This window comes from Saccharothrix sp. DSM 118769 (assembly GCF_052936295.1).
On the sequence record NZ_CP193627.1, the window covers coordinates 2516546 to 2540297 of the forward strand.

Consider the following 23752-nt stretch of genomic DNA (forward strand, 5'->3'; position numbering starts at 1 on the left):
CTCACCCCTCCACCGGTCGCAGGTCGTCCAGGTCCGCCCGCGCGGTGCGCGACCGGTACTCGGCGACCTGGCCCGGCCAGTTCGTCGTCACCCGCTCGCCGTCGCGGTACCAGCTGCGGCACAGGCTCCACACGCTGTGCCGCAACCGCCGCTGCACCTCCGCGTCGAACGCCTCCGCCACCTCGCGCCGCACCTCCACCGGCCGCGCGCCGAAGTGCCGCAGCACCCGCACCACGTACCGGATCTGCGCCTCGACCATGGTGAGCACCGAGTTGCCGCCCAGGTTCGTGTTCGGCCCGTAGAGCAGGTACAGGTGCGGGAAGCCGGGCACGGTGATGCCCAGGTGCGCCCGCGCGCCGCCCGCCCACTCGTCGGACAGCAGCCGCCCGTCCCGGCCCCGGACCTCCACCGGGGCCAGGAAGTCCGTCGCGGCGAACCCCGTGCCGTAGACCAGCACGTCCGCCTCGTGCACGACGCCGTCCGCGGTGCGCACGCCGCGTTCGGCGAGCCCGGTGACGCGCTCGGTCACCACGTCCACGTTCGGCGAGGCCAGCGCCGGGTACCAGTCGTTGGAGAACAGCAGCCGCCGGCAGCCCGCCGGCGCGTCCGGCGCGAGCTTCCGCCGCAGCGCGGGGTCGCGCACCCGCCAGAACCGGTGCAGCGCGGTCGCCGCCGCCACCACCGACCGCGTCCACGGGCCGCGGGTCAGCGCGAACGTCAGCGCCTCGCCCGCCAGCCAGGTGCCGAGCCGCCCCGCGCGCCCGCCCAGCGGCCCGGCCCGGCGCTTCACCGCGTCCGGTTTCGGCAGCACGTGCGGCGCGGTCCGCTGGAACACCGCGACGTGCGCCGCGACCCGCCGCAGGTGCGGCACGAACTGCACCGCGCTCGCGCCCGTGCCGATGACCGCGACCCGCCGCCCGGTCAGGTCCACGTCGTGCCGCCAGCGCGCGCTGTGGAACGCGACCCCGCCGAACCGGCCGGGCAGGTCGGGCAGCGCCGGCCGCGAGAGCTGGCCCACCGCGCTGATCAGCGCGTCGGCCTCGACGACCGAGCCGTCCGCCAGCCGCACCCGCCACCCGCCGGGGCCGTGCGCCGCGCCGACCACCTCGCAGCCGGTCCGGACGAGGTGGCGCACCGGTCCTGCCAGCCGCCGCAGGTGCGCCAGGAGGTCCGGCTGCCCGGCGTACCTGCGCGGCCACCACCGCTGCCGCGCGAAGGAGAACGAGTACAGCGACGACGGCACGTCGCACGCGGCCCCCGGGTAGGTGTTGTCCCGCCACACCCCGCCCACGTCGTCGGCGCGCTCCAGCACGACGACGTCGCCGACGCCCGCGCGCCGCAGCGCGAGCGCCACCCCGATCCCGCTGAACCCGGCCCCGACGACGACCACCCTCATGCCGTCCGACGCTAGGGAGGACCCCCCGAACGCACCAGGACATCACGGGCCGCGTAGTTGACAATCGTGGCCATGGCGCAACCGTGGGACTTCCGGCGCGGCGTCGCGAGCGCGGCCCTGCTGGTGCGCTTCGGCGCGGACCGCGGCGTGCCCCCGGACCGGCTGCTCGCGGGCAGCGGCCTGACCGCCGCGCACCTGGCCGAACCGGGCGCCGAGGTCGAGGCGCGCCAGGAGCTGCGGGTGGTGCGCAACCTCGCGGCCGTGCTGCCGGACAGCGGCGCCGAGGTCGGCCGCCGCTACCGGGCCACGACGTTCGGCGTGCTCGGGTTCGCGTTCCTCAGCTGCGCGACCGTGCGCGACGCCGTCGACACCGCGCTGCGCTACCTCGACCTGAGCTTCGCGTTCACCGACCCGACGGCGGCGGTGGAGGGCGACCGGGTGGTGATCACCCTGGACGACGGGTCGCTGCCCGCCGACGTCGCCCGGTTCCTCGCCGAGCGCGACCTCGCCGCGATCCACGCCGTGATCGACGAGCTGCTGCCCGGCGGCGTCCCCGTGCTGGGCGTGGACTTCCGCTTCCCGGAGCCCGCCGACACCTCGGGCCACGACTTCGGCGTGCGGCCGGTGTTCGGCGCGGACCGCACCGGCTCGTCGTTCGACGCCGCCTTCCTCGGCCGGGCCCTGCCGCTGGCGAGCCCGGAGGCAGGCGCGGTGTGCCAGGCGCAGTGCCGCGACCTGGCCGGCCGCCGCCGCGACCGGGACGGCACCGCGCGCACCGTGCGGGCCAGGCTGGAGCGGTCGGCCGCGTCCCTCACCGAGGTCGCCGAGGAGCTGGCGGTCAGCCCGCGCACCCTGCGCCGCAGGCTCGCCGCGTCGGGCACGAGCTTCCACGAGCTGCTCGACGAGGCCCGCGCCGCGCGCGCCGACGTGCTGCTGACCACCACGGCGCTGTCCGTCGAGCGGATCGCGCGGGAGCTGGGCTACGCCGAGTCGGCGAGCTTCATCCACGCGTTCCGGCGCTGGCGCGGCACGACCCCCGGCGACTACGGCCGCCGCCGGCGTGCGGTGTAGCCCGGTGGTGGTCGAGGTCGGAACGGTCCTGGCGCCGCGTGGGCCGCGGCCCGGACGACCCGGGAAGACCACGCCACGCGGTCCCGCGCCGACAGCGGTGGATGATCTGCTCGACCATCGACCGCGCGGGTCAGGTCCGCTTGCGGCGCGCGATCTCGTCGGAGAGCCGCCGCACGTGGGCGGGGTCCGCGTCCCGGGCGAGGGAGACGTAGTGGTCCATGACGGCCGGCCGGTAGCGCACGGGCGACGTCTGCCCCGGGGCGAGTCGGGTGAGCTCGGTGATCGTGAGGTCTTCGTCCGCGACACCGCGGAACGAGATGCCGTCGGCGGTCTCCACGTCGAACACCAGGACCACGCGTGGACTGCCGCCGCTGTTGACCTCCCGCCAGTCGACGAGAACGCCGAGCGCGAGCGCCCCCGTGCGCAGTTCCGCGTTGCGCTTCCGCGCGTCACCGCTCAGGAGCGGGTTCGGGGCGACGCCCGGGAAGGCGGGCCCGACGCCGAGCGATTCCCGGCTCAGGTCGGGCCTGAGCTGCGCGCCTGCCCGTCCACCTGACCCCTGCCTGTTCGTCGGACGTCAGCGGCCGGCCTGCGGTTCCCCGAGGGACCGCAGCAGCGCGGCGGCGTCGGCCACCGGCCCGAGGTGCGCCAGCTTGTCGGGGTTGACGACCGAGCTGACGCCGATGACGTGCTCACCCGCGATGTCGAGCGCGAGCACGCCGATCAGCCGCTGCCCCGCGTCGAGGAGCAGCGCCCCCGGCTCGCCGTTGACCTCCACCGGGCGCAGTGTCGCGCCGGGGATGCGGTCGATCACCCGCAGGCCCCTGATCAGCGTGTTCGCCACGCGGGAGCGCCCGCGCAGCACCCGCGCCAGGGCCGGCGCCTTGCCGCCGCCGTCGCCGGTCAGCTCCACGTCGTGGGCGAGCAGCGCTTCGAGCCCGGCCAGGTCGCCCCGCTCGACGGCCGCGAAGAACCGCCGGGCCAGCTCGTCGCGCTGCTCGCGCGTCGTGCGGAAGCGGGGTCGGCGCTCCCGGACGTGCCGCCGGGCGCGGGTGGCGAGCTGGCGCACGTTGTCCTCGCTCTTGCCGACGATCCCCGCGATCTCCGGGTAGCCGTAGGCGAACACGTCGTGCAGCAGCAGCACGGCCCGCTGCTCCGGCGAGAGGCTCTCCAGCAGCACCAGCACCGCCAGCGACAGCGAGTCGGACGTCTCGGCGCGCCGGGCCGGGTCGTCGCGGCCGTCGGTGATGATCGGCTCCGGCAGCCACTCGCCGACGTAGCGCTCGCGGCGGGCGCGGGCGGAGCGCAGCTCGTTGATCGCCAACCTGGTGGTCACCGTGGTGGTGAACGCGCGCGGCGACTCGATGCGCTCGCCCGCCTCCAGCGCCTGGTGCACCCGCAGCAGCGCCTCCTGCACCACGTCCTCGGCCTCGGAGGAGCTGCCGAGCATCCGGTAGGCGATCGCGAACGCCCTCGGCCGCAGCTCGTCGAGCAGTCGTTCCCGATCGGTCATGCCCACGTCCCCCGCCTCGTCCCGGTCCACACCGACAGTGACGAGGCAGCGGCCCCGGTTGTGACACCCCTCACCGGGAGGACCGCCGATCGGCGTGCGGGAGCCCGCCCGGCACCGTGATCCGCGACTCCCGCCGGGAGAGGCGTCTCCCGGCGGTGTCGTTCGCATCCGGTACTGTCCCGCCGGTCGAGCGACCACGATGGGGGGATTGCCGTGAGTGCTGTCGTCGAACAACGCGCCACCGCCGCCCCCGCCGGGGACGGGCGCAAGTTCCGCGCCGACATCCAGGCGCTGCGCGCGATCGCCGTGTCCGCCGTGGTCGTCAACCACCTCTGGCCGCACAGCCTCACCGGCGGGTACGTCGGCGTCGACGTCTTCTTCGTGATCTCCGGCTTCCTGATCAGCTCGCACCTCGCGCGCGAGATCGACACCACCGGCCGCGTCCGGCTCGGCCGCTTCTACGCCCGCCGCGTGCGCCGCCTGCTGCCCGCCGCGTTCCTCGTGCTCGGTGTGAGCCTGGTCGCCGCGTACCTCCTGCTGCCCTACCCGCGCTGGAAGGCGACCGCCACCGAGGCGTTCGCGTCCGCCACCTACTGGGAGAACTGGCTGCTCGCGGCCAAGTCGGTGGACTACTCGGCGTCCAGCGCCGCGGCGAGCCTCGTGCAGCACTACTGGTCGCTGTCGGTCGAGGAGCAGTTCTACCTCGTGTGGCCGCTGCTGATGGTGCTGCTGTTCGCGATCCGGCGGCGGACGGCGCAGGTCGTCGGCGTCGCGGCCGTCAGCGCCGCCTCGCTCGCCTTCAGCGTCTACTACACGCAGGTCGAGCCGAACCAGGCGTACTTCGTCACCCCGGTCCGCGTCTGGGAGTTCGGGCTGGGCGCCCTCGTGGCGCTCACCGCCGTCCGGCTGCCCGCGCGGGTGGTGGAGGCGGCGTCGTTCGCCGGTCTGGCCCTCATCGCGTGGTCGGCGTTCGCCTTCGACCACGACACGCAGTTCCCCGGCTACCTCGCGCTGGTCCCGACCGTCGGCACGGTGCTGGTCATCGCCTCCGAGGGCAGCCGCTGGCACCGGCCCGTCACGGCGTCCGCGCCCGTGCAGTTCCTCGGCGGCATCAGCTACTCGCTGTACCTGTGGCACTGGCCGCTGATCATGATCGCGCCCTTCGCGCTGAGCGGCGTCCTCGCCGGCGACAAGCCCGGGACGCTCCACCTGCTGGGCGTGCTCGCGGTGGCGGTGCTGCTGTCCTGGCTGACCAAGCTGCTGGTGGAGGACCGGGGTATCCGGATCACCCGGAGCACGGGCCTGTCGTTCACCGGGATGGTCGCGGGGATGCTCGTGGTGTCCGCGGCGGCCTACGGGCTGAACTGGACCTACGACCGGCACGTCGCCCAGGCCGAGCGGGACGTCGCCGCCACCCCGGTGGTCGGGCCGTGCGTCGGCGGCTCGGCCCTGCTGCCCGAGAACGGGTGCCGCGACCCGCTGGGCCCGGCGCGCAACGTCCTCATGGGCCCGGCCAACGAGTACTGGAAGAAGCCGTCCGACTGCGTCGCCGCCGAGCGCCACCGGGTGCCGCAGGACGACGTGGTGGTCTGCGACTTCAGCGACGGCGCCGAGTCGCCGCAGGTGGTGTGGCTGGTCGGCGACTCGCACGCCCAGCACTGGCAGCCGCCCGTCGCCGACCTGGCCCGTGAGCGGGGCTGGGTGCTCAAGTACGTCTACGTCGGCGGCTGCCCGTTCGCGCAGGTGCGGTTCAAGGACTACCAGGGCCCCGTCACCCCGGACCGCGCGGCGTCGTGCGCCGACTGGAACGAGCGCACCACCCGGACGATCGTCGGGGACGCCCCGGACGTCGTGCTCACCTCGTTCTTCTCGCGGCGCGAGAAGGTGGACGACGGCACCGGCCGGTCGGAGGTCGAGCAGTACCGCGACGGCCTGGAGCCCCGGTGGGAGCGCTTCACCGAGGTGGGCGCGCGGGTGGTCGTCCTCGGCGACCCGCCGCTCAACGGCGAGGTGCGCGACCCGAACTGCGTGGTGCTCAACCAGGGCGACCCGACCGCGTGCGCCGTCGACCGGACCACGGCCCAGCCGCCGGACCCGCTGGCCGAGGTGGCGCGCACCAGCCCCAACCCGGACGTGTCGCTGGTCGACCTCACCGAGCACTTCTGCGACGCCGACCGGTGCTACGCCGCGGTGGGCGGGCTGGCCGTGTACTACGACGCCGACCACATGAACTCGGAGTTCAGCCGCAGCCTCGCGCCGGTGCTGGGTCGGGCGATCGACGCCGGCTGACCGCGCCCCGGTCTCACGCCGGGGCGCGGTAGTCCCGCGCGATGATGACGATCAGACCCGCCGGGGCGGACCGGATGCCCTCGAACCCCGGCTCGGCCCGCATCCCGAGCGCCGCGGCCAGGGCACGGGCCTCGGCCTCCTCGTCCAGGTCGGGGTGGAAGTACACCGTGCTCGTGGGGATCAAGCCCTGTGAGTAGTTCCCGCTCTCGGTCACCGTCCACCCGAGTTCGCGCACGTCGTCCACCACCGCGGCGTTCAGGTCGGCGATCGTGGTGTTGTTGTAGACCCGGACGGTGTGGCGGCGCTGCGACGTGGTCGTGGCCCCGGTGGTCGGTGTCGACGTCGTGGTGGGCGGGGCCGTGGTGGTTGACGTCGCGGTGCTCGCCGCGGTGGTCGAGGTCGTGGACGTGGTCGACCCCCCTGACGGGGCCGCGCCGGTGTCGTCGGGGGTCAGCCAGTCCGCCGCGCTGATGCCGACCGGCACCAGGACCGCCGCCGCGACGAGGGCCGGCACGAGGCGGCGCAGCCGCGCGCCGGGCTTCCCGGCCGGCGGAGGCGCCAGGATCGGGGCCGCCGGGGTCGGGGTCGGCGGGATGGGGGCCGGCGGGATGGGGACCGCCGGCGTCGGCGGCGGGGCGTTCGTCAGCGCCCGCAGGGCGGCGGTGAACCGCTCGCCCGGCAACCGGCCGCCGCGCACGTCCTCGTAGTGGACGTCGGCCAGCCGGAAGAACACCTCGCCGTCGTGCAGCACCGGGAACACCGGCTTGCCCCGGCTCTCCGCCCGCGCGAGTTCGCGGGTCACCCACGCGGACGCCTCCGCGTCGGGGCTCATCACCACGACGACCGCCGCGCACGTGTCGATCCTCGTGCGGATCACGTGCTCCCAGCGTTCGCCCGTGAGGATCTCGTCGTCCATCCACACGGGCACGCCCTGCTCGTCGAGGTGGCGGGCCAGCTCGCGGGCGTACGACCGCTGCCTGCGGCTGTAGCTGAGGAAAACGTGTAACAACGACGGCCAATCGCAGCAGTGGTGGGTGGGTCAGAGCTTGCCGAGGCCCCGGGTGCGGCGGGCGCGCGGGGGTTCCGGGGTGTCCTCCGGCGGGGTGATCGCGCTGTACGCGGCCAACCAGCCGGTCGCCCGGTGGTCGCCCCGGCGGGTGAAGACGGCCACGCCCGTGTCCGGGGTGTCGTCGTCGGAGTCCGGGTAGGCGAGGGTCGAGGCGGACGTCGTGGGCGGGGTGCAGGAGCGACCGCGCCAGGCGATGGCCGTGCCGCCCGTGCCCCCGGTCACCGTCGCCCCGGTGGCGTGCGCGGCCAGGGCGTAGGTCGTGGTGCGCTCGCGCAGCAGCGCGGTGTAGCCCGCGTGGTCCAGGACGCAGCCCGCGGGGGAGCGGCCGGGCGGCCAGTCCGGCGAGCGCACGCCGCGCGCCACCGCCGTGCGGAACAGGTCGGGGACGACCTCGCGCAGGTGCGGCCTGGTCGCCATCTCCTCGCACATCCACAGCAGGCGGCCCGCGCCGCGCGCCGGGGCCAGCGACCGCCAGCGGACGCGGTGGTCCAGGTCCGCCGCGACGATCGCGATCCACGGGTGCACGGTGCCCAGCACGCCCTGCGCGGCGAGCCACGCCAGGAACCTCGGTGCCTGCTCGAACACCGCGTGCAGCGACACCAGCGGGATGCCGCCCGCGACCCGGCGCGCGGGGCGGGAGGCGTCGAACAGGTGCGGTGAGCGGGACACCAGCAGCAGGCCCGCCCACGCCAGGTCGCCGGGCGCGGTGGTGGTCTGCGAGCCCAGGCCCTTGACCGACGTGGTGTTGGTGATCTGCGACGTCCGGCCGCCCGCCTTGATCACCGTCGCCACGGCCGGGCGCACCGGCTCCGGCACCGGGATGCCCGCCAGGTCCCGCACCGCCACCGACAGCACCAGGCTCAGCGCCAGCTCGGCCGAGTCCGCGTCGCGCGGCACGGGCAGCAGGCCCAGCGTGCGGCGCAGCCGGTGCCCGGTGTGCGTGGACACCATCATCCGCGCGGTCAGCCGGCCCAGCTCGGTGATCGCCAACCGGCCGTCGTCCGAGGTCAGGTGCCCCTCGTCGACCAGGAAGCGGACGGCCTCCCGCACCGGTTCGTCGTCGTCGTCGCCCTGCGCGTGCGCCAGCGTCTCCACCCACCACGCCCGCGCGTCGTCCGCGGTCTGGATGCGGCCCTGGAGCACCTCGGCCAGCACGTGGTCGGGCAGCGACTCGCGGATGCGCGAGTACACCGAGTACCCGGCCACCAGCCTGGTCTGCCAGTCGGCGCGCTGCGTCTCGTCCACCACCAGGTACGACCAGCCCTCGGTCTCCCCGGCGCCGATCCGCCCGGCCCGGCCGAACATCTGGAGCACCGTCGAGGTGTCCATCGGCTCGCCGCCGATCGACACGTCCCGCACCACGACCGCCCGCGCGGGCAGGTTCACGCCCGCCGCCACCGTCGAGGTCGCCACCAGCACGTCCGCCTCGCGCGCCCGGAACGCCCGCTCGGCCGCGTGCTTGTGCTCGTGGTCCGAGTAGTGCATCCGCACGCCGACCTGCGCGCACACCGCCGTGAGGCCGTCGACGTCGTCGGCGGCCACGGTGTGCACGGGCGCGCCCCGGTCGGCGGCGATGGCCATGGCGGTCGAGCGGACGTTGCGCTTGGAGCCGCAGAACACCAGCACGCTGCCGCCCTCGGCGGTGTGCCGGTGCGTCAGGTCGAGCACGACCTGCTCGCGCAGCCGGTTGTTCGCGGCGAACCCGGACGCGGCGGGGATGGTCGGCAGCTGCCACGTCACCCGGGACGGCCGCCAGGTGGTGGCCACCAGCTCCGCTTCGAGCCACTCGGCGACCTCGGCCGCGTTGGACACGGTCGCCGACAGGCCCACGATGCGGACCGGCGAGTCCGCGCCGCGCACCCGGGCCAGCAGCGCCTCCAGCAGCGCCCCGCGCCCCGGGCTGCCCAGCAGGTGGATCTCGTCCACGACCAGGCAGCCGACCTCGCCGAGCGCCGCCTGGAGCGACCCGGCCCGGCAGATCGCCTCGAACTTCTCCGTCGTCGCCACCCACAGGTCGGCGGCCTTGACCGCCTCCACGTCCACCGCGTACTCGCCGGACAGGCGCTCGACCCGCAGGCCCTGCGCCCGCCACGTCTCCAGCTCGCGGTCCAGCTCGTCGGTCAGCGAGCGCTGCGGCACGAGCCAGGCGGCCTTGCGGCCCTCCTCCAGGATGGCCTTGAGCGCGGCGAGCATGCCCATCGCCGTCTTGCCCGCCCCGGTCGGCGCGGCGATCAGCAGGTGGGAGTCGCTGTCCACCAAGTGGGGCGCGGCCTGCGTCTGGGCGGGGTTGAGCACCGGGAACGGCAGGAACTTCGTCCACTCGGCGGGCACCAGGCTGTCCGCCGGCACCGGGTCGGGCACCTCGCCCGCCGGTTCGTGCAGGTCCCACAGCACCTCGAAGGCCAGCCGCGCGGCCCGCGCCGCCTCGCCGGTCACCGGTTCGCACCGCTCCGGCACCACGCCGCCGACCTCGGACAGCCACGCGGACGCCGACCCGGTCGTCACGTCCTCCTGCTCCAGCCAGTGCCCGACCGCGCGGAACGGCACGCCGGCGTCGGCCAGGCGGGCGCGCAGGCCGGCGAACTCGGGCCGGTCGGGCAGCACGACGCGGGTGTCCACGCCGGGCGGCACGCGGGGCACCTCCATCGCCGGGTCGACCGTCTTGACCCACCACACCGGCCGCCGGACCTCGGCCGCCGTCGTCGGCAGCACGGGGACCTCGCCGGAGCGGGCGGTGGGCGCCACGTCCGAGCCGCTGAGGATGGACCGGATGCGGGCCGCCATGGCGACGGTCGACACGCGCCGGGCGGGGCGGACCGGGTCCGCGCCGGGCTCCGCCCCGCCCGTCCCGGGAGCGACCGCCGGTCCCGCCCCGGCGGCCTCGCGGTCCGCCTCGCCCTCGGGTTCCGCCTCGCCCGGAGGTTCCGGGTCGACCGCGCCCGCGGCCTCCGCCCTGGCCAGGGCGGCGAAGTCCACGTTCGGCAGCTCGGCGTCGTCCGGGGGCCCGTCCTCGGCCGCCGGGACCGCGGCCGGGACCGCCGCCGGCCGTCGGGGTGCCGGCGGTCCCGGTTCGGCGGCCGGCCGGGGCTCGGGCCGCCGGGTGGTGCGGGCCAGGGCTTCGAGCTGCGCGTCCTCCGCCAGGCGGCGCGTCACGGCCTCCGGCCGCAGCTCGCCCAGCACCGACTTCTGCGCCAGCTTCAGCTCGCGCAGCGTGAACGTCGCGGGGCACGCGGGGCACGCCACCGCCGCCTGCAACTGCTGCCGCCCCCGGTCGGGGTGGGCGCGGTACAGGCCGTGCAGCTCGCCGCCGCAGCGGGGGCACCGGCGGTCGACCGGCAGGGGCGAGAGCTGCCAGCCGGGCTCGGCGTACCGGGCGATGGCGGGCTCCGGCCGGACGCCCCACCGGGCCTGCACGACCCCGGGGACCGACGTGTCCACCGCGCTCTCCACCCACCGCCTCCGTCCCGGCCCCGCGGCCGACAAGCGATGCTATGCGAGAACGCTCAGCCGCCGCCGGACGCCACCAGCAGCGGGACGTGCTGCTCGGCCGCCGTCAGCGAGCCGTGCTGCCCGGTGAACCCGCTCACCACCGGTTCCGCCCGGGTCCGCACCAGGCCGAGCGACCCCCGCGCGGCCACCACCAGGTCGCCGACGCGCGGCAGCACCCGGTCGTCCACCCGGGGCCCGAACCAGCCCGCGGCCACCGCCTCGTCCCTCGTCACGACCCACGCCCGGTCGCCGAGCACGGACTCCCAGCGCGACCGCACCGCCCCCGCCGACGCCGTGTAGACGTGCCGCACCCTGGCCTCGCCGCCGAACGCCCGCACCCCCTCGCGCAGGGCGGCCACCTCGTCCAGGTCCACCGGGTCCGTGACGGGCACCATGCCGTGGTCGGCGGTCACCACCAGCGCGCCGCCGGGCGGCAGGCCGTCCGCGATGCCCGCGGCCACCTGGTCCACGAACCGCAGCTGCCACCGCCAGGGCGCGCTGCCCGGCCCGTACACGTGGCCCAGCGCGTCCAGGTTCCCGTGGTAGGCGTAGCAGAGCACCCGGTCGGCCGACCACAGCGCCGCCGACACCCGCGCCACGAGGTCGCCGAACCCGAGCACGCCGTCGAACGACCCGCCGCGCAGCACCGCGCGCGACAGCCCGCTGCCCCGCTGGTCGCGCGGCAGCACCTGGTGCACCGCCACCCCGGCCGCCGCGGCCCGCTCGAACACCGTCGTCCGGGGCTGCACCTCCTCCGGCACCAGCGAGGACCGCAGGTCGACGTGGTCGGGCACCCCGCAGCGGCTCCAGCGCAGCGCGTTGAGCACCTCGCCGCCCGCCTCGAACGAGTACCCCACGAACCCGTGCTCGCCGGCCGGCAGCCCCGTGCCCAGCGAGGCGAGGCCGGTGGCCGTGGTCGCGGGGAAACCGGCCGTGATCGGCGGTCCGGGCAGGGACGCGAGGAACGGCGCGTCGGCCTCGTGCTCGCGCAGCAGCTCCCAGCCGAGCCCGTCGACCAGCAGCACGCACACCCGCGGCGGGCCGGCCAGGCCCAGCACGTCCACCGCGCCGGGCACGCCCAGGCCGGCCAGCAGGGAGGGCACCACGTCCGCCAACGAGCCGGCCCCGTACCGGGGCACCACCGGGTCCACAGCCGGTCACCATAGGCCGAACGACCCACCGCCGGGTCTACGCACGACTGATCCGCGCGCCGCCGGGAGAGTCGCGTTCTGAACGACCGGGGCGAGCGGTCTACTGTCTCGAAGGGAGCAGGTTCACGAGGAGGCACGAGTGGTTGGGGAAGCTGGGCACGAACACCGCCTGACCGGGTTGCTGCGCGACAACGCGGAGCTCCTGGTGGAGCGGTGGGTCGCGGCCGTGGCGTCGACCGTGCGCGGTCGGGCGACCGCCGCCGAGCTGGAGCGCGACTTCCGCGACCTCCTGGGCGCGCTGCTGCCCGTGGCGGACGGCGACGGGCGCGACCTGGCCTCCGGGCGGTACGCGGAGCTGCGGTCCGTGCTGGAGGAGACGTCCCGCGGCCGGGCCCGCACCGGCTACACGCCGTCGGAGACCGCGGCGAGCATCTTCGCGCTCAAGCGCGTGGTGTTCGAGTTCACCGAGGCCGACGAGGACCCGGAGCTGTTCAAGCAGATCCTGAGGTTCTCCGAGCTGGTGGACGCGCTGGGCCTGGTCACGTTCGAGACCTACGCCCGCGCCCGCGAGGAGATCATCAAGGAGCAGTCGGAGCAGCTGCTGGAGCTGACCACGCCGGTGGTCAAGCTCTGGGAGGGCGTGCTGGCCGTGCCGCTGGTGGGCACGCTGGACTCGGCGCGCACCCAGGTCGTGATGGAGAAGCTGCTGGAGACCCTGGTCGAGACCGGTTCCGAGCAGGCCATCATCGACATCACCGGTGTGCTCGCGGTGGACACCCAGGTCGCCCAGCACCTGCTCAAGACCGTCGTCGCGGCCCGCCTGATGGGCGCCGAGTGCACCATTTCGGGCATCCGGCCGCAGATCGCCCAGACGATCGTGGAGCTGGGCATCGAGTTCGGCGACATCACCACCAAGGCTTCGCTGGCCGACGCGCTGCGGCACGCCCTGCGCAAGGAGGGTGCCGACATCGTGCGGGTGGGGCGTTGATGGAGCGGGTGCCGATCCTCCAGATCGAGGGCATCCTGCTGGTGTCCATCCAGATCGACCTCCAGGACCAGAGCGTGCTCGCGCTCCAGGAGGACCTGGCGGAGCGGATCTCCAGCAGCGGCGCGCACGGCGTGGTGATCGACATCTCCGCGGTGGAGATCGTCGACTCGTTCATCGGCCGGATGTTCGCCACGATCGCCTCGCTGTCGAAGCTGTTCGACGCCGACACCGTCGTGGTCGGCATGCGGCCCGCGGTCGCGATCACGCTGGTCGAGCTGGGCCTGACCCTGGGCGGTGTGCGCACCGCCCTCAACCTGGAGCGCGGCATGAAGATCCTCCGCGAGCTGGGCGAACGGCGACGAGGGGCCCTGTGACCGCCGCCGGCGGTGAGCACGAGGTCCTCCCCATCGCCGGCGACGACGACGTGGTGCGGGTCCGGCAGCTGGTGCGCGTGTACGCCCAGCGCGTCAAGCTCTCGCTCGTGGACCAGACCAAGCTGGTGACCGCGACCAGCGAGCTGGCCCGCAACACGTTGATCTACGGCGGCGGCGGCACGGCTCACGTCGAGGTGGTCGGGGACGGCCGGAGGCAGGGCGTGCGGGCCTCGTTCCAGGACGAGGGTCCGGGCATCCCGGACATCGCGCTGGCCCTGGCCGACGGCTGGAGCAGCGGCAAGGGCATGGGCCTCGGCCTGAGCGGCTCGCGGCGCCTGGTGGACGACTTCGACCTGGACACCGAGGTCGGTCGGGGCACCACGGTGACGGTGGTGAAGTGGAAGAGGTGAGCACCTGCCTGCCCGTGACCGAGGACGTCGCCTGGCTGCGGGTCGACGAGGCGGCCGAGGTCGGCCGGGTGCGCCGCGCCGCGACCGGCCTCGCCGAGCGGCTCGCGTTCCCCGGTTCGCGGGTCGCCGAGATCGGGCTGGCGGTCACCGAGATCGGCACCAACCTGGTCAAGCACGCCGTCGAGGGCCAGGTGGTGCTGCGCTCGGTGCGCGGCGAGCAGCGGGCCGCGGTCGAGGTGCTGGCGATCGACCGGGGGCCCGGCATCCCCGACGTCCGGTGGGCCATGTCCGACGGCAAGTCGACCACCGGCACCCTCGGGCTCGGCCTGGGCGCGGTGGCCAGGGCGGCGGACGGGTTCGAGCTGTCCTCGACCCCCGGCCGGGGCACCGTGCTGGCCGCCCGGTTCCAGGCGCACCGCGGTGACTCCGACCTCGACGACGGCATGACCGCCGGGCTGACCAGGCCGATCGCCGGCGAGGACGTGTGCGGCGACGCCCACGCCGTGCGCCGGTCGCCGGGCCGGCTCACCCTGCTGGTGTGCGACGGCTCCGGGCACGGCCCGCTGGCGGCCTCGGCGTCGCGGGAGGCGGTGCGGGTGTTCTGCGACCTGCCGGGCCTCCCGCCGGAGGAGGTCGTGGCCCGCCTGCACCAGGCCCTGCGCGGCACCCGCGGCGGCGCGGTGGCGGTCGCCGACCTCGACCTGGTCACCCGCCGGGTCCGCTTCGCCGGGGTCGGCAACATCGGCGCCTCGGTGGTCGCGGACGGCCGCAAGCGCGGCATGGTGTCCGTGCCGGGGGTCGCCGGGTTCCAGGCGCGGACCATCCGCGCGTTCGACTACGACCTGCCGCCGGGCGCGCTGGTCGTGCTGCACTCCGACGGCCTGACCGAGCGCTGGTCGCCCGACGAGGACCTCGCCGAGCAGGCGCCCCCGGTGATCGCGGCCAGGCTGGTGCGCGACGCGGGCGTGCGCCGCGACGACGCGGGGGTGCTCGTGGCGGTGGCGCGGTGACCGCGCCGCTGGTGCTGCTGCACGTGACGGTGCAGCGGGAGGCCGACGTCTTCCCGCTGCGCCAGCACGGCCGGGACGCGGCGACCGTCGTCGGCCTGGACGGGCAGAACCAGATCCGGGTCGCCACCACGCTGAGCGACCTCGGCCGCGAGCTGGTCCGCCTTCCGGGGCCGACCACGGTGGCGTTCCTGCTGCGCCGCGACCCGTCGCCCGCCCTGCTGATCCGCGTCTACACCACCGACACCTCCGGACCCGGCTGGGCGACCGCGCGCAGGCTGATGGACGAGGTCGCGGTCGACGGCGGCGCGGTCGTCGTGACCAAGGCGCTCCCCGCCAGCCAGGTGCCGCCGACGGCCGACGAGGTGGCCCGGCTGCGCCGCCGCGCGTCCACCGCCGCGAACCCGTCCGACTCGGTGGACGAGCTGCGGGCGCAGAACCAGGACCTCGTGCAGACGCTGGAGGACCTGGAGGCCAAGCAGCGCGAGCTGCTGCGCCTCAACGACGAGCTGGAGGAGACCAACCAGGGCATCATCGCCCTGCACAAGGAGCTGTCCGACGAGCTGGAGCAGACCAACCAGGGCGTCGTCGCGCTCTACGCCGAGCTGGAGGAGAAGACCACCCAGCTGCGCGAGGCCGGCGAGGCGCGCACCCGGTTCTGGTCCAACATCAGCCACGAGCTGCGGTCCCCGGTGAACTCCGTGGTGGGCCTGGCCCGCCTGCTCGCCGACCCGAACGGCGACCCGCTGACCGCCGAGCAGCGCCACCAGGTGGAGCTGATCAACGACGCGGGCTCGATCCTGCTGGCGCTGATCAACGAGCTGCTGGACACCGCCAAGGCCGAGTCGGGCAGCCTTCGGCCCCGGTTCGCGCCGGTCGACCTGCCGCTGCTGCTGGCCCGGCTGCACGGCACGGTCGACGCGCTGGCGCGCAGCGCGGACGTGGAGCTGGTCGTGGCGCACCGGCCGGACCTGCCGACCCCGGTCACCGACGAGGTGATGCTGCTGCGGGTCCTGCGCAACCTGCTGTCCAACGCGCTGAAGTTCACCGAGCGCGGCAGCGTGCGGCTCGACGTGCGGGTCGAGGGCCCGCTGCTGCGGTTCGTCGTCACCGACACCGGCATCGGCATCCCGCCCGACGAGCAGGCCCGCGTGTTCGAGGACTTCTACCAGGTGCCGGGCCGGCTCCAGATCGGCGCGGGCGGCACCGGCCTCGGCCTGCCCTACGCGCGGCGGCTCGCCGTCCTCCTCGGCGGCGACCTCGTGCTGCGCAGCACGCCCGGCGAGGGCACCGAGGTGACCGTGACCCTGCCGCTCCAGGAGACCGACGACTCGACGGCCGCGCTCGCGCTGGTCGTCGTGCCCGACGACGCCGTGCGCGCCCGCCTGGTGGCCGCCCTGGACGGGCTGGCCCGGACCGTGGTGCAGGTCGTCGACGGCCGCGAGGCGCTGGAGGCCGCCCGCCGCGACCGCCCGGACCTGGTCGTGCTGGCCGCGGACGTGCCGCAGGTCAGCGGCACGGAGATCCTGTCCGTGCTGCGCGCGGCGGACGAGTCGCGGTCGGTGCCGGTGCTGGTGGTGAGCCACGACGTGGACAGCGGCCTGGAGCGCACCGCCGCGACCCTCGGCGCCGCCGTCATGCCGATCGCCGCGATCGCCCCCGGCACGGTGCGCGACTCGGTCCGCAGCGCCCGCACCGCGGCCCGCACCAGGGAGAACGGATGACCACCCCCACCACCGCGGAGGCGCGCATCCTCGTCGTGGACGACACCGTGGCCAGCCGCTACGTGCGGGTGAGCTGGCTGCGCCGCGGCGGGCACGACGTGTCCGAGGCCGTCACCGGCGGCGAGGCGCTGACCATGCTCGCCGAGCACGAGTTCGACCTCGTGCTGCTCGACGTGGACCTGCCCGACATGAGCGGCTACGACGTCGCGGAGCGGATCAAGAGCGACCCGCGCACCGCCGCCGTGCCCGTGGTGCACGTCTCGGCGGCGTTCCGGGAGACCGAGGACCGCATCACCGGCCTCAACCGGGGCGCGGACGCCTACCTGACCGAGCCGATCGAGCCGCGCGAGCTGCTGGCCACCGTCGAGGCGGCGCTGCGCTACTACCGGGCCCGCGCGCTGGCCGAGCGGCTGGCCGACCGGCTCGCCAAGCTCACCTCCGCCACGCTGCGCATCAACTCGGCCACCACGTTCCACGCCCTGGCCGAGGCCGCCGCGGAGGGCGCGGCGTCGGTGTGCGGCTCGCCCGCGACCGTGCTCCTCGCACCGCCGGGCGGCCCGCTGCTGGTCGGCCGCACGGGCACCCCGGTGCGCAGCGAGCCGACGTCGCTGCTCGACGGCCTGCCCGGGAACACCGCCAGCGTGCTCGACCCGCCGTGGGCGCCGGGCGTGCCGGCGGCGGTCGTGGTGGCGCGCGGCAACCCGCGCAGCGCCCCGATCCGGGTGGCCGTGCCGCCCGAGGCGGTCGCCACCGACGAGGACCGCAACCTGCTGCTCCAGCTGGCGCAGACGACCGCCCTCGCCGCGGAGGGCCTGCGCGCCTACGCCGAGGAGCACACGCTGGCCCTCACGCTCCAGAACAGCCTGCTGCCGCGCCGGCTGCCGACGCTGCCCTGCCTGCCGATGACCGCCCGCTACGAGCCCGCGTCCGCGCACGCCGAGATCGGCGGCGACTTCTACGAAGTCACCGAGCTGGGCGACCAGCTGCTGATCGCGATCGGCGACGTCACCGGGCACTCGCTGGCGGCGGCGATCGTCATGGGCGAGGTGCGGCACGCCCTGCGCGCCTACGCGGTGGACGAGACCGACCCGGTGGTGATCCTGCGGCGCATCGACGCCATGATCGAGAAGTTCCACGGCGTGCGGGGGCTCACCACGATGTGCCTGATGCTGGTCGACCCGGCCGAGGAGACGGTGCTGGTGGCCAACGGCGGGCACATCCCGCCGCTGATCGCCGACGCCGACGGCGCCCGCTACCTGGACGTGCGCGGCCCGCTGCTGGGCATCGGCCTGAACCGGCCCCCGGCGACCCGGTTCGCCCTGCCGGTGGGCTCGATGGTGCTGCTCACCACGGACGGCCTGGTCGAGCACTCCGGCGCGGACCTCGACGAGGGCATGGAGAGCCTGCGGGCCGCCGTGTCGCACGACGACGACATGGACGAGCTGTGCGACCGCCTGCTCGACGAGTTCGGGCGGGACAAGAAGGACGACATCGCGCTGTTCGCGTTCCGCCGCGACCACCTGGAGCCGGGCCGGGGGCTCACGTCGAGCGGATCGTGAGCCCGGGCGTGGTCGCGAGGCCGGACAGCGCCACGATCCGGGCGGGCGCGGACCCGGCGCGCAGCGTCCACGTCATCGGCAGGCCCGCGCGGCGGGCCGCGAGCGCGGCCGTGAGCAGCAGCGCGACACCCGAGCTGCTGAGGTAGTCCACGTCGGTCAGGTCGAGGTCCACCGGCCGCGTGCCCACCCGCGCCATCAGGTCGGCCCGGACCGCGTCGGCCCCGGTGGCGTCGAGGTCACCGGTCAGCCGCACCACGTGCGCCCCGTCGTCGTGGGGCGGGGCGGCCTCGTCGGCGGGTCCGCGGGCCGGCGGCTCGCCGACCGGTGCCGGGACGAGCGGCACGCGGAAGTCGACGACCGTCCCGCCCTCGCCGCGGTCGAAGACCACGTCGGCGCCCAGCTCGCGGATGATGTCGATGCCCCGGCCGCGGTTGCCCTTGTCGGCCGGCGCCGGCCGCCAGCGGCCCCGGTCGCGCACCACCACGCGCACGTCGCCCGCCGCCGTGCGCTCCAGCTCGTAGTCGAAGTCACCCGGCCCCTCGGGGTAGGCGTGGTCGACCGCGTTCGCGGCGGCCTCGCCCAGCGTGAGCTGGAGGTCGCACAGCGCGTCCAGCGGGAGGCCGGCCAGCGCCGCCCACTCGCGGACTTCGCGGCGCATCCCGCCCAGCGCCTCGGGCACGGCGGGCACGCCGCGCCTGCGCAGCGGTTCCGGCGTGCGGCGCAGCACGACCAGCGCCACGTCGTCGTCCTGCCCGTCGGCCAGCAGCGCGCCCACCACCTCGTCCGCCAGCTCGCCGGGCGGCGCGGCGTGCGCCTTCCAGGCCACCTCGGCCAACCGCTCCAGCCCCGCGTCGAGCACGTCGGACCGCCGTTCCACCAGGCCGTCGGTGTAGAGCACGGCGGACGCGCCCACCGGCAGCTGCACGGCGTGGTCGCGGTACGGCATCCCGTCGTCGGCGCCCAGCACGGCCCCCGCGACGCCGCTGACGAACGCCGCGCCGTCCGGCAGGACCACCAGCACGGGCGGGTGCCCGGCCGAGGCCCAGCACAGCTGCCCGGTGCTCCAGTCGACCGTCACGCACGCGCACGTGCTGCCGACCGCGCCGGGCGTGCGGCGGGCGAACGCGTCCAGCCGGTCCAGGGCCGCGGCGGGGGAGTGGCGGTCGAGCAGGTAGCCGGCGAGGGCGCTGCGCAGCTGCCCCATCACGGCCGCCGCCGTCGGCCCCTTGCCGACGACGTCGCCCACGGACACCGCGACGACCGTGTCGCCGACCGGCAGCACCTCGTACCAGTCGCCGCCGATCTGGCCGTGCGCCGCCGCGGGCAGGTAGCGGGCCGACACCGCGACCCGGGCCAGCTCCGGCAGCTCGGGCGGCAGCAGGCTGCGCTGGAGGGTCTCGGCGATCTCGCGCTCGCGCTGGAGCAGCAGCTCCCGCTCGGCCTCGGCGCGCCGCCGCTCGGTGACGTCGCGGCCGATGGCCTGCACGCCGTGCGGCGTGCCCTGGACGCTCAGCTCGACCGGCACGGTGGTGCCGTCCGCGCGCCGCAGCTCCCACACGTCGGTGACGGCGGGCGCGGTCGAGCCGACGAGCGCGGCGAGCCGGCGCGCGGCCCCCTCCTCCACCAGGTCGGTCAGCGGCGTGCCCACCAGGGCCGCGCGGTCGTGGCCGAGCAGCGCGCAGGCGGCCGGGTTGACGTCGACGAACCGCAGGTCGCGGTCGACGGTCCAGATGGCGTCGGTGGCGCGTTCCACGAGCTGCCGGTAGCGCTCCTCGCCCGCCCGGACGGCCCGGTCGGCGTGCGTGCGCTGCACCGACTCCCAGCAGCGGTTCACCACCACCGACACCAGCTCCACCTCGGCGCCGGTCCACCGGCGCGGCGTCGCCTGGTGCACGGCCATCGCCGCGACGAACCGGCCGCCGCGCAGCAGCGGCAGGCAGATCACCGCCCGGATGCCGGTGACCAGGTAGGCGTCCAGGTCCTCCAGGCGCGGGTCGGCGGCGCTGTCGTGCACCACCCACGGCTCGCCCGCCCGCATCGCGCGCAGCGCGCCCGCGCCGAACGCCGACATCGCGAACCGGCCCGGCAGCGGCGGCAGGCCGTTCGCGTAGTCGCCGCTCATCACGAAGTGGTCCTCGTCGGCCTCGGCCTCGGCATAGGCGCACCGGTTCACGCCCAGGTGCTCGCCCAGCAGCCGGGTCGCGGCGGTCATCACGACCTCGGCGTCGTCCAGCCGCTGCAGCTCGCGGTCCAGCTCGCCGAGGAAGCGCTCGCGCTCCTCCCGCAGCCGGACCTCGGTGACGTCGAGCAGCGCGCCGCGCAGCAGCCGTTCGCCGACGTGCACCCGGTCCTGCACCCACCGCACCCGGCCGTCGGCCGCGACCACCCGGTAGACCAGCTCGAAGTCCTCCTCGCGCGACCAGCGCTCGCGGTGCACCCACGCCCGGTCGTCGGCGTGCACCACCGCGTCCCAGTCGTCCGGCACGCCGCCCAGCAGCACGTCGGCGTAGCGGGAGGCGAACGTGAGCCGCCTGGTCGCGCGGTCGCCCTCCCACACCACGACGGGCAGGTCGCCGACCAGGCCGGGCAGGTCGCCGGGCTCCGGTCCGCTCGCTCGCGCCATGCGTCGCTCCTCGGGGTGGGGGCACCCAGGCTAGCCGGGCGCGCGACCGGGCACCGATCGCCGTCCGGCCGAGGTCGGGAGGGGGTTCGCGCGCGAGGCGCGGGGTGTGATCTTCTGGTGTCCGGCGGTGCCGTTGAGCCCACAGCGCACTCGCGGTCGACCCCTGCCCCGAAGTGACGAACGGACACCGATGCCTCCCGAAGCGTTCGAGACCACGACCCGGCGCGACGCCGACGGCGGCACCGTCGTGCTGTCCGCGCGAGGACAGCTCGACATCGCCACCGTGCACCTGTTGCGTGACCCCGTGACGGCCGCCGTGGGCGACGGCGACGGCACCGTGGTGCTGGACCTCAGCGACGTCGACTTCTTCGCGTCGGTCGGCATCGACGTGCTGCTCCGGGCGCACGAGGCGACCCGCCGGGGCGGCGGCGCGCTGCGCGTGGTCGTGCCCCGCCTGATCCGCCGCACCCTGACCTCGGTCGGCCTGGCGCACGTGCTGGACCTGCACGACACGCTCGACGAAGCGCTGTCCGCCGCCTCCTGAGCCGGGAGCCCGGCTCCCGGGAGTCGCGACTCCCGGCCCGGGGGTCGGGCTCCCGCGTCGGGGTGAGGACGGGGCGACCACCGAGCCGATCGACCCGCCCCTGCTCAGGCTGGTCCGGCACTCCCGGCGCACCGAGCCGGCGGCCGGCCGCCCCCGGCCGCGAGCAGGCTCCCGCCGTTCGAGTTTCGGGCCGGGGTGATCGCGGCTAGCGTCGGGCGCATGCCGTCCGAGGATGACGACCTCACCCTGCTGGACGCCTACTGGCGTGCGGCCAACTACCTGTCCGTCGGGCAGATCTACCTGCTCGACAACCCGCTGCTGCGCGAACCGCTGCGCCCCGAGCACGTCAAGCCGAGGCTGCTCGGCCACTGGGGCACCACGCCCGGCCTGAACCTCGTCTACGCGCACGTGAACCGGGTGATCAGGCAGCGCGACCTCAACGCGCTCCACGTCACCGGTCCGGGGCACGGCGGGCCCGGCCTCGTCGCCAACGCCTACCTGGAGGGCACCTACAGCGAGGTGTACTCGCACGTCGGCGAGGACGTGGACGGCCTGCGCGCGCTGTTCCGCCAGTTCTCGTTCCCGGGCGGCATCCCGAGCCACGTGGCGCCCGAGACGCCCGGGTCGATCCACGAGGGCGGCGAGCTGGGCTACGCGCTGCTGCACGCCTACGGCGCGGTGTTCGACAACCCGGACCTGCTCGCGGTGTGCGTGGTCGGCGACGGCGAGGCGGAGACCGGCCCGCTGGCCGCGAGCTGGCACTCGAACAAGTTCCTCGACCCCCGGCGCGACGGCGTCGTGCTGCCCGTGCTGCACCTCAACGGCTACAAGATCGCCAACCCGACCGTGCTGGCGCGCATCCCGGACGACGAGCTGACCTCGCTGCTGCGCGGGTACGGGCACGAGCCGCACTTCGTCGTGGGCGACGAGCCGAAGGCCGTGCACGAGCAGCTCGCCGCCACCCTGGACACCGTGCTCGACCGGATCGCCGAGTGCAAGGAGAGCCGCACGCGCCCCGCGTGGCCGATGATCGTGCTGCGCACCCCCAAGGGTTGGACGGGGCCGCGCGAGGTGGACGGCGTGCGCGTCGAGGGCACGTTCCACGCGCACCAGGTGCCGCTGTCGGGCACCCGCGAGAACGCCGACCACCGGGCGCGGCTGGAGGAGTGGATGCGCTCCTACCGGCCCGAGGAGCTGTTCGACGAGAACGGCCGGCTGGTGCCCGAGCTGCGCGCGCTCGCGCCCGTCGGCGACCGGCGGATGAGCGCCAACCCGCACACCAACGGCGGCCGGCTGCTGCGCGACCTGCGGATGCCCGACTTCCGCGACCACGCCGTCGCCGTCGACCGGCCCGGCGTCGGCAGCAGCGAGGCGACGAAGGTGCTGGGGGAGTTCCTCCGCGAGGTCACCCGCCGCAACCCGACGAACTTCCTCGTCATGGGCCCGGACGAGGTGGCGTCCAACCGGTTGCAGGCGCTGTTCGACGTCACCGACCGGTCGTGGAACGCGGCCACCGAACCCGGCGACGAGCACCTCGCCCCGGACGGCCGGGTGTTCGAGGTGCTGTCCGAGCACCTGTGCCAGGGCTGGCTGGAGGGCTACCTGCTGACCGGCCGGCACGGCCTGTTCACCAGCTACGAGGCGTTCATCCACATCGTCGACTCGATGCTCAACCAGCACGCCAAGTGGCTCAAGACCACCCGCGGCATCCCGTGGCGCGCGCCGATCGCCTCGCTCAACTACCTGCTGTCCTCGCACGTGTGGCGGCAGGACCACAACGGCTTCTCGCACCAGGACCCGGGTTTCCTCGACCACGTGGTGAACAAGAAGGCCGAGATCGTCCGCGTCTACCTGCCGCCGGACACCAACACGCTGCTGTCGGTGGCCGACCACTGCCTGCGCAGCAGGCACTACGTGAACGTGGTCGTCGCCGGGAAGCAGCCCGCGCTGACCTACCTGAGCATGGACGAGGCCGTCGCGCACTGCGCCCGCGGCCTGGGCATCTGGGACTGGGCGGGCACCACCGACGGCGAACCGGACGTCGTGCTGGCCTGCGCGGGCGACATCCCGACCCTGGAGGCGCTGGCCGCGGCCAAGCTGCTGCGCGAGCACCTGCCGGAGCTGAAGGTGCGCGTGGTCAACGTGGTCGACCTCATGCGGCTGCAACCCGACACCGAGCACCCGCACGGCCTGTCCGACCGCGCGTTCGACGCCCTGTTCACCGTCGACAAGCCGGTGGTCTTCGCGTTCCACGGCTACCCGGCGCTCATCCACCGGCTCACCTACCGCCGCACCAACCACCGCAACCTGCACGTGCGGGGGTTCAAGGAGGAGGGCACCACCACCACGCCGTTCGACATGGTGATGCTCAACGACCTCGACCGCTTCCACCTGGTGATGGACGTGATCGACCGCGTGCCGGCGCTGGGCGGCGGGGCGGCGGTGCTGCGGCAGCGCATGGCCGACGCCCGGCTGGCCGCCCGCGAGCACACCCGCGAGCACGGTGAGGACGACCCGGCCATCGCCGGCTGGACGTGGGGCTGAC

At 75.2% G+C, this 23752-nt stretch carries 17 protein-coding genes; 10 read left to right on the plus strand and 7 right to left on the minus strand.

All coding sequences use genetic code 11. The annotated features are described in order from the left end of the window. Position 1: 1 nt before the first annotated feature. Positions 2–1396 (minus strand): NAD(P)-binding domain-containing protein, encoded by a 1395-nt coding sequence (locus ACRAKJ_RS11715; RefSeq protein WP_438922173.1) that lies wholly within the window; start codon positions 1394–1396, stop codon positions 2–4. A 72-nt stretch (positions 1397–1468) separates the two neighbouring features. Here ACRAKJ_RS11715 and ACRAKJ_RS11720 point away from each other — a divergent pair, with 72 nt between their 5' ends. Continuing rightward, the gene (locus ACRAKJ_RS11720) at positions 1469–2467 is read left to right on the plus strand and encodes an AraC family transcriptional regulator ligand-binding domain-containing protein (RefSeq protein ID WP_438922172.1); all 999 of its coding nucleotides are present in this window, start codon (positions 1469–1471) and stop codon (positions 2465–2467) included. A gap of 130 nt (positions 2468–2597) precedes the next feature. Here the strand turns inward: ACRAKJ_RS11720 and ACRAKJ_RS11725 are convergent, their stop codons facing one another. After that, complete coding sequence (locus ACRAKJ_RS11725; protein WP_438922171.1) at positions 2598–2822, minus strand: hypothetical protein; 225 nt, start codon at positions 2820–2822, stop codon at positions 2598–2600. A gap of 222 nt (positions 2823–3044) precedes the next feature. Then, complete coding sequence (gene sigJ / locus ACRAKJ_RS11730) at positions 3045–3980, minus strand: RNA polymerase sigma factor SigJ (protein WP_438922170.1); 936 nt, start codon at positions 3978–3980, stop codon at positions 3045–3047. A gap of 213 nt (positions 3981–4193) precedes the next feature. On the opposite strand from sigJ, the gene ACRAKJ_RS11735 reads away from it, so the two are divergent. Then, positions 4194–6269 carry an SGNH hydrolase domain-containing protein gene (locus ACRAKJ_RS11735; RefSeq protein WP_438922169.1) on the plus strand — a complete coding sequence of 692 codons (2076 nt, stop codon included), beginning with the start codon at positions 4194–4196 and terminating at the stop codon, positions 6267–6269. A gap of 13 nt (positions 6270–6282) precedes the next feature. Here the strand turns inward: ACRAKJ_RS11735 and ACRAKJ_RS11740 are convergent, their stop codons facing one another. The 3 genes from ACRAKJ_RS11740 to ACRAKJ_RS11750 form a co-directional block, all read right to left on the minus strand. Continuing rightward, positions 6283–7278, minus strand: coding sequence for a TIR domain-containing protein (locus ACRAKJ_RS11740; RefSeq protein WP_438922168.1), 996 nt, complete (start codon positions 7276–7278; stop codon positions 6283–6285). A 30-nt stretch (positions 7279–7308) separates the two neighbouring features. Continuing rightward, complete coding sequence (locus tag ACRAKJ_RS11745) at positions 7309–10776, minus strand: DEAD/DEAH box helicase (protein ID WP_438922167.1); 3468 nt, start codon at positions 10774–10776, stop codon at positions 7309–7311. A 65-nt stretch (positions 10777–10841) separates the two neighbouring features. Next, a complete protein-coding gene (locus tag ACRAKJ_RS11750; protein ID WP_438922166.1) occupies positions 10842–11978 on the minus strand; it encodes an alkaline phosphatase family protein in 1137 nt (378 codons plus the stop codon). A 139-nt stretch (positions 11979–12117) separates the two neighbouring features. Here ACRAKJ_RS11750 and ACRAKJ_RS11755 point away from each other — a divergent pair, with 139 nt between their 5' ends. Genes ACRAKJ_RS11755 through ACRAKJ_RS11780 form a run of 6 tightly spaced genes read left to right on the plus strand, consistent with a single transcriptional unit; the run spans position 12118 to position 18040 of the window. After that, positions 12118–12966, plus strand: a complete 849-nt coding sequence (locus ACRAKJ_RS11755; RefSeq protein WP_438922165.1) for an STAS domain-containing protein — start codon at positions 12118–12120, stop codon at positions 12964–12966. Beyond that, positions 12966–13340 carry an STAS domain-containing protein gene (locus tag ACRAKJ_RS11760; protein ID WP_438922164.1) on the plus strand — a complete coding sequence of 125 codons (375 nt, stop codon included), beginning with the start codon at positions 12966–12968 and terminating at the stop codon, positions 13338–13340. Before ACRAKJ_RS11755 ends, ACRAKJ_RS11760 begins: the two co-directional genes overlap by 1 nt. After that, the gene (locus ACRAKJ_RS11765; RefSeq protein WP_438922163.1) at positions 13337–13750 is read left to right on the plus strand and encodes an anti-sigma regulatory factor; all 414 of its coding nucleotides are present in this window, start codon (positions 13337–13339) and stop codon (positions 13748–13750) included. The genes ACRAKJ_RS11760 and ACRAKJ_RS11765 overlap by 4 nt, the downstream gene beginning before the upstream one ends. Next, positions 13738–14760, plus strand: a complete 1023-nt coding sequence (locus tag ACRAKJ_RS11770; protein WP_438922162.1) for a SpoIIE family protein phosphatase — start codon at positions 13738–13740, stop codon at positions 14758–14760. Before ACRAKJ_RS11765 ends, ACRAKJ_RS11770 begins: the two co-directional genes overlap by 13 nt. Beyond that, positions 14757–16481, plus strand: coding sequence for an ATP-binding protein (locus ACRAKJ_RS11775; protein WP_438922161.1), 1725 nt, complete (start codon positions 14757–14759; stop codon positions 16479–16481). The genes ACRAKJ_RS11770 and ACRAKJ_RS11775 overlap by 4 nt, the downstream gene beginning before the upstream one ends. Beyond that, positions 16478–18040, plus strand: coding sequence for a SpoIIE family protein phosphatase (locus ACRAKJ_RS11780; RefSeq protein ID WP_438922160.1), 1563 nt, complete (start codon positions 16478–16480; stop codon positions 18038–18040). Before ACRAKJ_RS11775 ends, ACRAKJ_RS11780 begins: the two co-directional genes overlap by 4 nt. Here the strand turns inward: ACRAKJ_RS11780 and ACRAKJ_RS11785 are convergent. Then, positions 18021–20663 carry a SpoIIE family protein phosphatase gene (locus tag ACRAKJ_RS11785; protein ID WP_438922159.1) on the minus strand — a complete coding sequence of 881 codons (2643 nt, stop codon included), beginning with the start codon at positions 20661–20663 and terminating at the stop codon, positions 18021–18023. The two genes, ACRAKJ_RS11780 and ACRAKJ_RS11785, sit on opposite strands and share 20 nt — an antisense overlap. 190 nt (positions 20664–20853) lie before the next feature. On the opposite strand from ACRAKJ_RS11785, the gene ACRAKJ_RS11790 reads away from it, so the two are divergent. Further along, a complete protein-coding gene (locus ACRAKJ_RS11790; RefSeq protein WP_438922158.1) occupies positions 20854–21207 on the plus strand; it encodes an anti-sigma factor antagonist in 354 nt (117 codons plus the stop codon). Between the two features lie 195 nt (positions 21208–21402). Beyond that, the gene (locus ACRAKJ_RS11795; protein ID WP_438922157.1) at positions 21403–23751 is read left to right on the plus strand and encodes a phosphoketolase; all 2349 of its coding nucleotides are present in this window, start codon (positions 21403–21405) and stop codon (positions 23749–23751) included. Position 23752: the final 1 nt, after the last annotated feature.